This is a genomic window from Streptomyces sp. NBC_00299, from assembly GCF_036173045.1.
GTDB lineage: Bacteria > Actinomycetota > Actinomycetes > Streptomycetales > Streptomycetaceae > Streptomyces > Streptomyces machairae.
The window spans coordinates 770,757-784,770 of sequence record NZ_CP108039.1; the positions used below are offsets into that span (position 1 = coordinate 770,757).

At 72.4% G+C, this 14,014-nt stretch carries 12 protein-coding genes; 5 read left to right on the top strand and 7 right to left on the bottom strand.

The features are described from left to right. Positions 1-18 precede the first annotated feature (18 nt). From OHT51_RS03575 to OHT51_RS03590, 4 genes are all read left to right on the top strand, one after another. A complete protein-coding gene (locus tag OHT51_RS03575; protein WP_443052694.1) occupies positions 19-741 on the top strand; it encodes a TetR family transcriptional regulator in 723 nt (240 codons plus the stop codon). 193 nt (positions 742-934) lie between these two features. Continuing rightward, positions 935-1,348 (top strand): Zn-ribbon domain-containing OB-fold protein, encoded by a 414-nt coding sequence (locus OHT51_RS03580; protein WP_328884229.1) that lies wholly within the window; start codon positions 935-937, stop codon positions 1,346-1,348. 244 nt (positions 1,349-1,592) lie between these two features. After that, positions 1,593-4,397, top strand: coding sequence for an alpha/beta hydrolase family protein (locus tag OHT51_RS03585; RefSeq protein ID WP_328877401.1), 2,805 nt, complete (start codon positions 1,593-1,595; stop codon positions 4,395-4,397). Between the two features lie 240 nt (positions 4,398-4,637). Further along, positions 4,638-6,569 (top strand): serine/threonine-protein kinase, encoded by a 1,932-nt coding sequence (locus OHT51_RS03590; RefSeq protein ID WP_328877402.1) that lies wholly within the window; start codon positions 4,638-4,640, stop codon positions 6,567-6,569. Between the two features lie 17 nt (positions 6,570-6,586). On the opposite strand, the gene OHT51_RS03595 is transcribed toward OHT51_RS03590, so the two are convergent. From OHT51_RS03595 to OHT51_RS03615, 5 genes are all read right to left on the bottom strand, one after another. Further along, complete coding sequence (locus OHT51_RS03595) at positions 6,587-7,216, bottom strand: DUF3558 family protein (RefSeq protein ID WP_328877403.1); 630 nt, start codon at positions 7,214-7,216, stop codon at positions 6,587-6,589. Between the two features lie 9 nt (positions 7,217-7,225). Beyond that, positions 7,226-8,029 (bottom strand): FHA domain-containing protein, encoded by an 804-nt coding sequence (locus OHT51_RS03600; protein WP_328877404.1) that lies wholly within the window; start codon positions 8,027-8,029, stop codon positions 7,226-7,228. Positions 8,030-8,144: 115 nt separating this feature from the next. Next, positions 8,145-9,980, bottom strand: coding sequence for a serine/threonine-protein kinase (locus OHT51_RS03605; RefSeq protein ID WP_328877405.1), 1,836 nt, complete (start codon positions 9,978-9,980; stop codon positions 8,145-8,147). Positions 9,981-10,166: 186 nt separating this feature from the next. Continuing rightward, on the bottom strand, positions 10,167-10,559 hold the full coding sequence (locus OHT51_RS03610) for a PPOX class F420-dependent oxidoreductase (RefSeq protein WP_328877406.1): 393 nt from the start codon (positions 10,557-10,559) through the stop codon (positions 10,167-10,169). Positions 10,560-10,670: 111 nt separating this feature from the next. Then, positions 10,671-11,846, bottom strand: a complete 1,176-nt coding sequence (locus tag OHT51_RS03615; RefSeq protein ID WP_328877407.1) for a MalY/PatB family protein — start codon at positions 11,844-11,846, stop codon at positions 10,671-10,673. A 185-nt stretch (positions 11,847-12,031) separates the two neighbouring features. Between OHT51_RS03615 and OHT51_RS03620 the strand changes: the two genes are divergently transcribed. Continuing rightward, positions 12,032-13,390: a S1 family peptidase gene (locus OHT51_RS03620; protein ID WP_328877408.1), complete on the top strand. Its 1,359-nt coding sequence runs from the start codon at positions 12,032-12,034 to the stop codon at positions 13,388-13,390. Between the two features lie 7 nt (positions 13,391-13,397). On the opposite strand, the gene OHT51_RS03625 is transcribed toward OHT51_RS03620, so the two are convergent. Together OHT51_RS03625 and OHT51_RS03630 are read right to left on the bottom strand one after the other, a co-directional pair. Beyond that, the gene (locus tag OHT51_RS03625; protein WP_328877409.1) at positions 13,398-13,664 is read right to left on the bottom strand and encodes a hypothetical protein; all 267 of its coding nucleotides are present in this window, start codon (positions 13,662-13,664) and stop codon (positions 13,398-13,400) included. 85 nt (positions 13,665-13,749) lie between these two features. Continuing rightward, positions 13,750-13,935, bottom strand: a complete 186-nt coding sequence (locus OHT51_RS03630) for a hypothetical protein (RefSeq protein ID WP_328884230.1) — start codon at positions 13,933-13,935, stop codon at positions 13,750-13,752. Between the last annotated feature and the right edge of the window lie 79 nt (positions 13,936-14,014).

Consider the following 14,014-nt stretch of genomic DNA (forward strand, 5'->3'; position numbering starts at 1 on the left):
ACGGCCGCCAAGCCCCCCATGCGGGACGCCCTCGTCGCGGCGGCATTCCAGCTTTTTCTGGAGCGGGGCTACGAGCAGACGACCGTCGACGACATCGTGACGCTCGCGGGCGTCGGGCGACGGTCGTTCTTCCGTTACTTCCCGTCCAAGGAGGACGTGGTCTTCCCCGACCACGAGCGGTGCCTGGCCGACATGACGGCCTTCCTGGCGGCGAGCGGCGATGAGCACGAGCCGGTGCGCCGGGTGAGCGACGCCGCCCGGCTGGTGCTGCGCATGTACGCGGAGAACCCGACCTTCTCGGTACAGCGCTACCGCCTGACCAAGAGCGTGCCCGGACTGCGGGCGTACGAGCTGTCCGTGGTGTGGCGCTACGAGCGGCAGCTGGCCGAGTACCTGCGTGAGCGTTTCGCCGGCCGGCGCGACGGGACGCTCCAGGCCGACGTGATCGCCGCCGCGGTGGTCGCGGCCCACAACAACGCGCTGCGGTCCTGGCTGCGCTCCGACGGCCAGGGCGACGCGAGCGCCGAGGTGGACCACGCCCTGGGATATGTGCAGTCGGCCTTCGGTACCGGCCCCGCCTCGCGCCCGGACGGTCACGAACCGCACGGGCACGAACCCCACGGTCACGAACCGGGGGGTGACGAACCGGCCGAGGACGTGGTGGTCGTCGTATCCCGGCGCGGGGCCCCGCTGTGGCGGGTCGTTCAGGAGATCGAGACGGCGCTGGGGCCGGGCACATAGTTCGGACGCTCGACCCGGGCGCATGATGCGCGCGCTCGGCCCCGGCGAATAATTCAGGGTACGCAGTGCCTTTACGAGTGGCACTCAGTGCCATACGCTGAGGCCGTGCACGGTGGCACGGTGAACCGGGCACGTCCGTGCACGGGTGACCCGCGCACGTGGGATTCCGGCCGAGCGCAGGGAGTTGACCAGCGTGTACCACCACTCAGGAAGCGTTGCTCGCCAGACCGGCGGTTCCGGTGCCGGCGTACTCGAACCCGCGGCCCCCGACAGGGACGCCATCGTCTTCCAGCGCTGCACCTGGTGCGGTACGGCCATGTACCACCGGCTGCTGTGTCCGGTCTGTCAGGGCAGTGACCTGCGGACCGAGCGCAGCGAGGGGGTGGGGACCGTCCGGCACTCCACGGTGGTCCACCGCAACACCCCCGCGGCACGCAATGTGTCCCTCATAGAGATGGCCGAGGGGTTCGTCGTGCGCGGCAGGGTCATCGGCCCGCCGATCGGCATTCACAGCGGAGACCGGGTGCGGCTGTCCACGGCGAAGGACCCGGTCCGCAGCGAGCCGGTGTTCCAGCTGATCGACGAGCCCTACCGCGCCTGGACCTGACCCGGACCTGACCCGCCCTCCCCGCTCCCCCACAGCGGGCCCGGCGCGGGGGCTGCCGACGGTTCTCCTCGCCGCCGCGCCTGAGTTCCCTCGTTCACGTGGCCATCTCCGGCTGCGGCCACCGTAGTTGGGCTTGCGAGCGACCAGGCTTCCCTCCCGTCACAGGCAACGCACAAGTACCACCTTCCGTCCTTCCCAGGTGAAGGGCCCGGGGCCGTCCCGGTGCGAACGGAAGGAGGGGCACGTGATTCGTGCCCGGCGAATATGGGTCACCGCCTTGGCGGTACTCACGGTGGTGGGGGCGTCGCCAGGGTGGGCTCAGGCTCAACCGGCGTCCGAGGCAAGGCCGCTTGCGCACTCGACCGACGCCGACGGTGGCGGTGGCGGTGGCGATGGCGGTGGTGCGGGCCTGCCGGACGACTGGAGCATCACCGGTGACGGGCTCGCGCGGAAGCTGGTGTGGCGGTCCGACGAGCGGGTGCCGATGGGCGATGCCCGCGTCGAGTTCTACTCAGGTGACCGGCTGCTCGGCCGTCCGGCTCCGGCCAAGGACGGGCGTTCGTTCCGGCTCGGCCTCGACGGGGTCCGGCTGGACTCCGTGCGGGACCTGGAAGTACGGGCCGCGGGCCGCCGGTTGGACGCGCCCGACCCGACCACCGGCAGCGCTCGCTCGGCGGTGACCGTCCCGCCGCGGCAGCCGGCGAACCAGGTCGACCCCGGCAAACCGGGCACGTACCGGACCGTCACGGGCGAGTACGACCTCGACCCGGTACGGCTTCCCGGATACGCCGAGCCGGTCGAGATGCGGGCCGTGGTGGTGGCGCCCAAGGGTGCCGAGGGCCGTCGTCCGCTCGCCCTGTTCCTGCACGGCCGCCACTCCACCTGCTACACACCGCAGGGTGAGATCAGCGGCGACTGGCCCTGTGCCGCCGGCGCCGAGCCGGTGCCGAGTCACCGGGGCTATCTGCGCGACCAGCGGCTCCTGGCCTCCCAGGGCTATGTGACCGTGTCGATCTCCGCCAACGGCATCAACGGCCAGGACTGGAGCGCAGAGGACGGCGGCGCGCAGGCCCGTTCCTCGCTCGTACGGCAGCATCTCGCCCGCTGGGCCGACTGGTCCGCCCACCCGGCCACGGCCCCCGCGCCGGTACGGCAGATGCCCGCGGCCGATCTGTCCCGTGTGCTGCTCGTCGGGCACTCGCGGGGCGGCGAGGGCGTCAACCGGGCGGCGATGGACAGCCTTTACCCGCCGCCCGCGAACCAGGACGGCTATCGCGGCCCGGTGCGCTGGCACATCCGCGGCACGGTCCTCATCGGCCCGACGATCTTCGGGCAGAACCCGGTTCCGGACGTCCCGTCGATGACGATCCTGCCGGGCTGTGACGGCGATGTCTCCGATCTGCAGGGCGAGGTGTTCGTCGACGGCACCCGCCGGGTCAGCCGCGGGACCGCGCTGCACAGCGCGGTGTACATGGTCGGCGCCAACCACAACTACTTCAACAGCGAGTGGACACCGGGCCAGGCCCAGGCGCCCGCCGACGACGACTTCTGGAACGACGAGGAGCAGCCCGACCCGGTCTGCGCCCCCGGCACCCGCACCCGGCTGACCGCCGATCAGCAGCACAAGGCGGGCGCCACCTACATCGCGGCGGCGGCGCGGCTGTTCGTCGCCAAGGACGACCGGGTACGCCCGCTGCTCGACGGCTCGGGCCGCCGCGCGCCCTCGGCCGACCCGGCGCGCGTCCTCACCCATGCCGTGGGCGGTCGGCGGGGCGCCGGTTTCCTGCCCGACGGCAAGGTGACGGTGAGCGGAGGGGGCGGCCGGCTGTGCTCGGCCGTGCATCCCGCCACGGCCACCGCGTGCCTGTCGTCGGAGACGGCCGGCGGCTCCCCGCACTTCGCGCGGTGGGAGACCGACCGCGAGCCCGGCCGCCGCGCGGTCGCGCTGCGCTGGTCCTCGGCGGGGGCGGCCGTACGGGTACGTCCGGAGCGGCCGGTGTCCCTGACGGGTGCGAAGGCGTTGGCGCTGCGTGTGATCGTGCCGCCGAACACCACCGGGACTCAGCTGGACGTCTCGGTCACCGACAGCGCCGGGCGGCACCGGACCCTCGGCCAGGTCAAGGTCGACGGGCTGCCGGGGTCGGAGCGGACGGCGTCGTACTGGGCGCGCGAGGTGCGGGTGCCGATCGGCGCCGATGACGCGGCGGCGCTCGACCTGAGGCACGTCAAGTCCCTGGAACTGACGCCGCGTACGAGGTCCGGGCGGGCGTGGCTGATGGACGCCTGGGGGTGGCAGCCGGGCACGCCGGAGGTGCGGGAGGCTGCGTTGCCCCGGGTCGACGTCAAACGGCTGACCGTGAAGGAGGGGAACTCGGGCGAACGGACGTACCGGGTGCCGGTGCGGGTGTCGGGGAGCGGCAGCGGGCAGGTACGGCTGTTCGTCGTCGACCCTGTCACGGGCAGGGCCACGGACCGGCTGGTGACGGTGCGGCCGGGTGCGCAGGACATCGACGTACCGGTGAAGATCCGGGGCAACACCCGCTACAGCTACGACCTGCCGCACAACGTCTTCGTCAAGGCGGTCCGTACGGCTGTGGTCGGCTCGCACCTGGGCGGGGTCACCGCGGAGAACGACGACCCGTTGCCCACGATCGAGGTGAAGCCGGTCGCGGACCGGGTGACCGAGGGGAAGCCGTTGAAGTGGCGGGTGACGCTGTCCGCGGCGGCCGATGTCGAGGTGGGCGGCGTGTTCGCCCTGGTGCCTGTCACCGAAGGTGCCGTGCTGTCCACCAAGGACGTCGATCCCGAGTGGCTCCAGGAGACCTCCGGCGCGGCTCCGGATCCGGCGCGCCCGCTGTCCGCGGTGGACGACCTCAATCTGTGGGTGTCCGTCCCGACGGCCGCCACGAGCACGGAGCTGACGGTGCCGACGGTCAAGGACACGGTGGCCGAGCCGGCCGAGTCGGTGCGCTTCCAGTTGGCCGACGACGAGGGGGAACCGGTGCCCGGTGCGCCGGTGGTGAAGGGCACGGTGGTGGACGCGTCCTGAGGCGACGCACCTGAAGCCTTTGAGGCGACGCGCCTCGCGGGCGGGCTCCCGGATGCCCGCCCGCAGCGCGTCATCGTCCCGTCGGACACGATGATCCGTCGTGCCGCTCAAGATGAGTGCGCCCCATGAAGACTCGAGGGATACCCCGAGTAACTGCCCCCTCACGCCGTAGGTTTGGTCGCAGGCGCGCTGCGCAGCCACGTGACCGTGCGCGTCGTGAACCGGGGTGAGGGGGGATCCGTGCGTTCCGGAGAGGAGTTCGCCGGTCGCTATGTCCTCAAGGAGGTCATCGGCGCAGGGCGCGGCGGCGAAGTGTGGCGGGCCCACGACAGGCTGGTCGGCCAGGACGTCGCGCTGAAACCGGAGCGTATCGAGGGCGACCGCGAGACCGCGGTGCGGCGGCTGCTCGGCGAACCGCGCGCCATGGCCAAGTTCCGCGACCACCCGCACGTGGTAACCCTGTTCGACGTCGTGATCGTGCCTGCGGGCGACGACGGGCCCGAGACGTACTGGTTCGTCATGGAGTACGTGCCCGGCGGCGGCCTGGACCGGCTGCCGCGGATGTCACCGCAGCGGGCGGCCCGTGTCGGTGCCCAGCTCGCCGACGCGCTCGCCGCCCTGCACGGGGCGGGCATCGTCCACTGCGACGTCAAGCCGGCCAACGTCGGCCTCACCCGGCACGGGGATGCGAAGTTGCTGGACTTCGGTGCCGCCCACCGGGTCGGCGGCACCGAGACCATCACGGCCAACGGCCCCTTCAGCTTCACCCCGGACTACGCCGCCCCCGAGCTGGCCCGGGGCAACGTTCCCCGGCCGGCTTCGGACATGTTCTGCCTGGCGGCCACCCTCCACGCGCTCGTCACCGGTTCGCCTCCGCGCGGTGGGGAGCCCGCGGAGGAAGGGGAAGACGGGGAGGACGCCGAACGCCTGACGTACTGGAAGGCCGAGCAGGGCGTCGTCGACGTGGACGCCGACGCCGTGGGACCGCTGTATCCCGCGCTGACCGCGATGCTCCGGCGTGATCCGCGGCAGCGGCCCGGCGCGAGCGAGGTCGAGCGTCTCCTGGCGGCGGTCGCGGGGACCGTCTCGGACACCCCGTCGGCCGACCGGCGCTCCGGACGCCCGCGGCGACGACGCACGCTGCTCGGCGCGGCCGTCGGTGTCGCCGCCGCGCTGGCCCTCGGAGTTGCCCTCGCTCCCGGCGGCTCCGACGGCAGTGTCGACACCCGCGGTGCCGCCAACGGCCTGCCCGCGGACGGGGCCACGGCCACCGCACGGCAGTCCCTGGTCGGCGATCCCCACACCGCCGACCTGTGCGCTCTGAGCGACCCCGCCGCCCTCGGCCGGTTCGGCAGGACCGAAGTGGACGTGGACTACGGCAACTTCGACCGCTGCGAGCTGCATCTGTACCCCGACGACGAGAGCCGTATCGACGTGACGGTCTACCTGCGCCGGGGCACACCCCCGGAGACGGCACGCCCCACGCGCACCGTCGGCCGGATCGGCATCATGGAGGAGCAGCCGGAGAGCGACGAGTGCGGGCGCCTGCTGCTCCCGCCGGACGACGCTCCCGCCGGCGCCCCCGCCGATGCCGACGGTGTCCTGCTCGGCGTCCGCGCCAACGAGGAGGAGGGCTCGGTGGTCGGCGGTGCCGCCACCTTGTGCACGGTCGCCGACTCGGCCGCCCGCAGCGCGGCCGAGGTCCTCGGCCGGGGCCCGGTCCCCCGCCGTTCCCAGGGCTACCCGGCAGTCTCCTTGGCCTGGGCGAACGCCTGCGAGCTGCTCGACGCCGAGGCACTGTCCGTCGTCCCCGGCATCGAGGCCGGCGCCCCGGAGGTCGGTGTCGCGAACTGGGACTGCGAGTGGTTCAGCGACGTCGACGATCTGGGGGCGGAGATCGCCTTCCACCGGGATCAGCCCAAGACCTCGGCGGACGGTGACCCGGTCCGGCTCGGCGGCCACGACGCCGTCGTGCGGAAGGAGGACGACAAGGAGGACGGCAACGACAGCTGCACGGTGTTCGTGAAGTACCGCGAGTACGGCGGCCGGAACGCCGATACGTACGCCGAGATGCTGCGCGTGGACACCCGTGGGCGGCGGACCGTGGACGACCTGTGCGCGATGGCCACGGACCTCGCGACCTCGGCTGCCGCGAAGCTGCCCGCGCGCTGAGGTGGCTGCGTCCGACGTCACTTCAGGTGGGCGAGAATCGCCTTGGCGAAGTTCGTGGCCAGGGTGGGTGCGTCGGGGCCGGGGGCGCCCTCGCCGAACGGTACGACGGTGAGCTGGAACGACTGACCGTTGCCGGCCGAGACGAACGCGATGCACGACCCCTCCGAGTGACGGCTGGGAGTGCCGAGCAGGGCACGACGACCAGCAATCGTCCTCGGTGTGAGGTCCCGGTACCTCTTGTCCTTCGTCAGGTCGGCCTCGGGGTGGGGAGTGAAGTCCACCAGTCCGCCCTGTGCTCCCCATTGGCAGGACTTGGGGGCGTCCTTGTACTGCTTCTCGGTTCCCTCGAAGACGACGTAGAGCTTGCCGGGTCCGGTGTCCTCGTCGTCGAGGGCGAGGCAGGGGCGCTCTGCCAGTTCCGTCAGGGTGTCCGGTGCGCTCGACGGCGAGGGGGACGGCGCCGGAGAGCTGCGGTCGGCGGACGGGCCGGGGCTTTGCGTGGCCTGCGCCCGGTCCGAAGACGGCCGGGCGGGTACCTCGTCCGTGCCGCAGCCGGCGAGGGCGGCCAGCACCGCCAGGCAGGCCGCCGCCGTGGCCGCTTTGGCTCTGCGGCTCCGTGTGCACAGTCCCGAGGTGGAGTGGGTCATGCCGGGACCCTAGGCGCGGGGCTCCGGGACCGGTCCCGGGTCCGGGGGTGAGGGCTCCTCCATCAGGTCGAGGTCCGGCGGTACGAGCGTGGTGGACTCCACCAGGCCGCGCAGCAGGTTGTGCAGCAGGCGGTTGTCGCCGGGACGGCCCTGGGACTTGTCGTGCAGCAGGGGGTACCGGAAGCCAGTGCGGTGCAGGCGACGGCGTACGTCCTCGATGCGGTACTCGATCCTGCGTTCGTTCCACCCCACGTCGGGGCGCAGGTGGGCGAGTTGCCGGGCAGCCATGGCGTAGCTGAGGGGGCGCGGGTCCTCCTCGTACAGCAGGTAGCGCTGGCCCAGGACGACCAGCAGCAGGCGTTCGTCGTCGTCGAGCGGCCAGATCTCCGGGCGCAGCGTCCGAGCCCGGCGCCGCGAGACGGGCCCCTGGTCGTCGTGGCCCGCCACGTACAGCTCGACCAGGTGTTCCCGGTAGCCGGAGCCCTTCACGAACAGCGGGGTGTAGCCGGAGCCGAGCGGCATCGGCTCGGTCGTCGTGTGCATCATCCGCCCGCGCGGCAGCCGGACGAGCTGCTGGCCGATGTTGCGCAGCCACCACTGCCCCTGCTGGTACGTCAGCTCGCCGTGCCGCCGGCTCACCCGCAGATCGTCCACCCCGACGCCCAGGTCCACGTCCGGCCGCTCGCCCCGCCCGAAACGCACCGTCAGGCCCGGCCGCGGCGGCACGGTGAGATCGCCGGTCACCGTGCGGGCGTGCAGGGTTCCGGGCGCCGTGGGTGCGACGCCGCGCGCGAGGCTGGCGGACAGGGGCATCGCTGGTCTCCTCGACGGTTCGTGGACTTCTCGGCACGTACGGATGCGTTCACCAGGGTCCCGCAGGCACGACGGGACCCGTCCCAAAGGGCCGCCGACGCGGCATGCGACGGGCTCAGTACGCCGGTTTCAGCCCTCCCGCGGGCAGCTTCTTGCCGTCCTCACGGGCCACGCTGCACATCACGTGGCGGAAGCCGGCGTCCCACTCCTCGTCCGTGGAGGACCAGCCCCACATCTCGTGCCCCTTGCCGCGGGCCCAGTCGACGCCGTACTTCTCCTCGCAGAGCCCTCCCGTGTCGACGCTGTCCGAGGAGCCCTCCCCGGAGGCCCAGGTCCAGCCGGCCACCTGCTCGTCGTGCGGCCCGTCGCAGCTCACCAGGGTCTCGGTGGACGAACCGTCCTCGTCGTCCTCGGAGTTGATGCAGTCACCCGGGCCCAGTTGCGTGATGTACACCTCGTCGCCGAACCTGCGGAAGTCGCCGAGCGGGCCGCCGACGGTGGCGTTCTTCAGGAACAGCAGGCAGGCCGACGCCGGCGGCTCGCTCTGGCCGGCCTCGGGGGTCAGGACGTACAGCACGGGGTCGGGCATGGTGCCCCGCAGGTTTGCGGTGCGCCGGGTGCACTCGCCCTGTACGGACTTCGCGTCCGGTGCCGGTGCGGTGCGGTCGGCCGTCACGGTCGCGATGACCTGACCCTCGGGGTCGTCGTCGTGACAGTCGGCGAGCTTGAGGCCCGGCCGTCCCTTGAAGTCGTCGCCCTTCCATTCGGCGTCGACGCACTGGCCCGCCGTGAGGCCGTCACGCAGGCCCACCTGTCTGCCGTACGGGTACGTGCTGCGGGTGACGGTCGGGGACGGGACCGGGGAAGGAGTCCCGGCAGGCTTCGCCCTGACCTGCGGGCTCTGTGTCCCCTCCCCCGCCTCGCCGACGGTGACGGCACCCAGCGCGAACCCGCCGCCCCCGACCAGCACGACGGTGAGCGCCAGGAGGACGGGCAGTCGCCGGACCGGGGTGGGGAGCGAGCTCAGCGGTGTACCGCGGGTGGCGGTGGAGCTGCCCTCGTCCGGCGGGGCGGGTTGGCCGGGCCGTGAGCCACGGGTGCCGAGCGTCTCGCCCGCGGCCTCGGCGAGCAACTCGGCCGCCTCCGCCGCCTCGATCCGCTTCAGCGGGTCCTTGGTCAGCAGGCCCATGATGGCGCGGCCGAGCGGGGCACTCGCTCGCTGCGGCACGGAGGGCTCCGTGTTCAGTGCCGCGAGGAGGCTGGCGTCGAGTGTGTCGCGTTCGAAGGGGGCGGTGCCCTCGACGGCGAAGTAGAGGGTGACGCCGAGCGAGAACAGGTCGGAGGCGGCGGTCGCCTCGCCGCCGGACAGCCGCTCGGGTGCCACGTAGCCCGGGGTGCCGACGACCATGCCGCTCCGGGTGATCCGGGTTTCGCGGGGCCGCAACGAGATGCCGTAGTCCGTGAGCAGGACCCGGCCGTCGACGGTGCCCGAATGGTCGGGCGCCAGCAGGATGTTGGACGGCTTCACGTCCCGGTGGATGATGCCGAGCCGGTGCCCGGCGCGGAGTCCGTCGAGGGCGGCCGCCCCGATCCGGGCCGTCTCCTCGCTCGACAGCGGGCCGCGCTGCCTGGCCACGGCGTGCAGGTCGCGGGTACCGGGCAGGTACTCCATCACGATCCACGGGCGGTCGTCGTCCTCGACCACGTCGTACACGGTGATCACGTTCGGGTGCTCGCGCAGCTGCGCGGCCTTCAGCGCCTCGTCGCGCCCCCGGTCGGCAGGGTCGCCGAGCCGCGCGTCCGGCTCGTCCGGTACGTCGATCTCCTTGACCGCGACCTGTGCCCGGAGCTTTTTGTCCTCGGCCAGCCAGACGCTTCCTCCGCCGCCGGCGCCGAGCCGCTGCCGCAGCCGGTACCGCCCGGCGATGATCCGCTCCCGCTCCCCTGCCACCAGCGCTCTCCCCCTTCGCCCGCGCACCGAGCGCGCCGTACCCACGACGCCCCCGGCCGCCGCCTCCTGCCCGACGGGCACGACGGACGGACGGCACGGGCGGTCGTCGGCACCATGCTCACTCGACTCGGACGGGAACCCTCCCGAAACGCTCCGCTACCCCCTGGGCGCGGCCACCACCGGCGGTCAGCCGGCCGGCGTCAGCGTCAGGCGGATGCCGACGGTGCCGTTCACGCCGCGGCGAAGTCGGCTGCCGAAGAGGGTGAGGCGGCCGGTGATGCCGTACTTGCGGGCGATGAGCCGGCGGTAGTGGGCGCTGGTGGTCTCGTCGCAGATCTCGGCGGTGGCGGGGACCTGGTCGCCGGTCGGCCTGCCGCGCAGGTCGCAGGGGCCGACGAGGACGTCGGCCCGGGCGCGGATGCGCTTGACCTTCCACGAGTCGGCCACCGTCCACACGCCGAGGGCGTCTCCGTCGCGGACCACCCAGACCGGCGTGGCGACACCGGTGCCGTTCTTGCGGTAGCTGGTGATGAGCAGGTACTGGCCCGCGCCGAGCGTCTCGAGCGACGTATCGTCCATGGCTCGCAGTTTAGGCAGGGAGGGTGCGGGCGGCGGAGGTGGGGACGCCAACAGGGGCGCCCCGCGGGGCGCCCCGCGGGGCGCCCCTGTCGTGCGGCTCAGTCGTACGGCTCAGTCGAGGGCCGCCGCCATGCGACGTACGCCCTCCGTGATCAGCTCGGGTGATGTGGCCAGGTTCAGCCGTGCGTGACCCGCGCCGCCGGTACCGAAGGGGATGCCGGAGTTGAGCGCGACCCGGCCGCGCCGCAGGAAGACGTCCGCCGGGTCGTCGCCGAGGCCCAGGGCACGGCAGTCGAGCCAGGCGAGGTAGGTCGCATCGCCCGGGCGGTGGGTGATCGCCGGGAGGTGTTCGGCCAGGAGGTCCGCGAGCAGGCGCCGGTTGTCGTCGAGGCCCGTCAGCAGGGCGTCGAGCCAGGCGGTGCCGTCACGCAGGGCGGCGCTGTGGGCGATGATGCCGAGGTGGCTGGGACCGTGGCTGACCTCTTCCGGCATCCGGTCCAGGTCGGCGGCGGCCGCGGGTCCGGCGATGGCCAGGGCCGCCTTGAGGCCGGCCAGGTTCCACGCCTTCGACGCCGACATCAGCGACAGCCCGTTCTCGGCTCCGGGGACGCGCAGATACGGCACGAAGTCGACGCCGCCCGCGGTGACCGGTGCGTGGATCTCGTCGGCGACGACGCGGACGCCGTGGCGGTCGGCGAGTGCGGCCACGGCGGCCAGTTCGTCGGCGGTGTGCACGGTGCCGGTCGGGTTGTGGGGGCTGCACAGCAGGAAGGCGGCGCGTCGGCCGCCCGTGGTCGCCCGCCGGAACGTCTCGTCGAGAGTGTCGAGGTCGATGCGCAGGTCGGCGCCGAGCGGGGCCTCGACCACCTCGCGGTCCATGTGCTCGACGAACATGTAGAACGGCGGATACACGGGTGAGTTCACGACGATCGGATCGCCCGGTCCGGTGACCAGTTTGAGCATTTCGACAACGCCGAGCATGACGTCGGGCACGATCGCCGTTCGCTCCACGGCGACCTCCCAGCCCCACCGCTTCTCCGCGAAACCGGCGAGCGCCTCGGCGTAGCCGGTGCCCGCCGGGTATCCGGTGTCGCCGAGTTCGAGGGCGTCGGTGAGCGCGCGCACGATGGGTTCGGCCAGCGGCACGTCCATCTCGGCCACCCACAGGGGCAGCACGTCCTCGGGGTAGGCGCGCCACTTCATGCTCGTACGCGATCGAAGGCGGTCGAGGGGCAGTGCGCTGAGCGGATTCGGTTCACCGGACATTTCGTGCGCAATCCTGGTCATGAGGCACAAGATAGGGGGATGTGCCGGTGTCCGGGAACGGTGAGGACGCGCAGTGGCCGGTGACGCGCGGTGAATTGCCCGTGCGGTGAACGCGCGCGTACCGGGCCACGTATGGAGTGAGGGTGCTCAACCACGGGAGGGCCCCGCGGCGTTGACGCCGCGCTGTACTGGTTCGGGAGCCATGCATGAGGCACGCACGACGACGTCTCGTCCGGCGAGTGACACGGCTGGCGGCGGTCGGCGGACTCCTCCTCGGAGGAACGATGGTCACACGCGCCGTCGCGAGCGAAACTCCGGACGCCTCGGCCGTCCCGCGCACCTACGCCGCCTCGGCCGGCGACTCCGGCAGCGAGCTGGTCTCACGGCTGGGCACGTCCCGTACGGCGGGCAGCTGGATCGGGGCCGACGGGAAGGCGGTCGTCGCCGTCACCGACGAGGGCGCCGCCGCCGAGGTGCGCAGGGCCGGCGCCCAGGCGAAGATGGTCGACCACAGCATGGACGAGATGAAGTCGGCGACGTCGACGCTGCGTTCGGCGCCCCGGGTGGCCGGTACGGCGTGGGTCATGGACTACCGCTCCAACGAGGTGGTCGTACGGGGCGACAGCACCGTCTCCGCTTCGGACTGGTCCCGGATGACGAACCTCGCGGCGGACATGGGCGGCTTCGTCCGCATGGAGCGCACCGAGGGCACGTTCACGACGCGCATCAACGGGGCGCTGCCGCTGCTGTCGACGGCCGGGCGCTGTTCGGCCGGCTTCAACGTGACCGACGGACAGCGCGACTTCATCCTGACCGCCGGGCACTGCGGGCCGAACGGTTCGGTGTGGTTCGCCGACAACCGGGGCCGGCAGCAGATCGGGCAGACGATCCAGCAGAGCTTTCCCGGCGGCGACTTCTCCCTGGTCCAGTACGCGAGCGGGGACGCCGGGGCGGGGGCCGACGTCGTGTCCATCGGCGAGGGCAAGGGCGTGCGGATCACCGGCGCGGCCGATCCGGCCGTCGGACAGAAGGTGTTCCGCAGTGGCAGCACGAGCGGGCTGCGTGACGGCGAGGTGACGGCGCTCAACGCCACGGTCAACTATCCCGAGGGCACGGTCACGGGCCTGATCGAGACGAACGTGTGCGCCGAACCGGGGGACAGCGGCGGTCCGATGTTCTCCGAGGGGGTCGCGCTGGGTGTGACGTCGGGGGGCAGCGGCGACTGCAACGCGGGCGGTACGACGTTCTTCCAGCCCGTCACCAAGGCGCTGGCCGCGCTGGACATGAAGCTGATCGTGGCGGGGCAGAACGGCTCCGGTCAGGGCGCCGCGCCGGCCCCGTCGCAGGACGCGGGCGCGCCCGGTGACGCGTCGCCCGGTTCCTCGGCGCCGGTGACGGGCGAGGCCGCCGTGACGCTGCTGTCCCGGCTCGCGGACCCGAAGAACGTCGGTCCCGGTCTGCTGGTCATCGCGGGCAGCCTGGTCGCCCTGGCGGCGACCCGTTTCATCCGCGCCGAGCAGGACCGCAAGGCGTACCGGCGGTACTACTCGGCGACCTGGGGGTGAGTGTCCGTCACCCGAGGGTGAGCAGAGGGGTTGCCGCTGCGCCGGTCAGCCGGATCACCCACCGTGCGGTGAGGGGTTCGCGCTGGAGCACGAACCCGAGGACGACGGGCAACGCCGGATAGCGCGAGGCGAGGACCACGGCGATGGCCGACAACTGCCGCTGGTCGGTGAGCAGGTAGGGGATGAGGGTGCCGCCCCCGCGGCGGGGCATGGCGCCGGCGAAGCCGACGATGCCGTAGCGGACGGCCGAGGTCAGTGCGAGGAGGGCACCCATTGGATCAGGGGTGCCCGTGTGGGGCGTTGCGGTGCGCGGCGAGAGGGGCCGAGGAGGATGCTCGGGCCTGCGCCGGGGCGAGCGGTCAGGCCGCCTTTGCCGGCTGCAGGGCCGCGGCGGCCCACTCCAGGACGAGGCGCTGGTATTCCTCGCGCTGCTCGACGCTCAGTGTCCCGCCCGACCGGCGCCACAGCGCCCGGATCTCCTCGTTGACCTCGTCAGCCGATCGATCGGAGGCGATTTCAACAGTGGTGGACATGCTGTGAAGCATACGGCGCTGCAGGTGAAGGCCATGTGAGTAAGACTGCGCAATACGGACATACCGGACAGTGTTGCTGATCACGTCCATC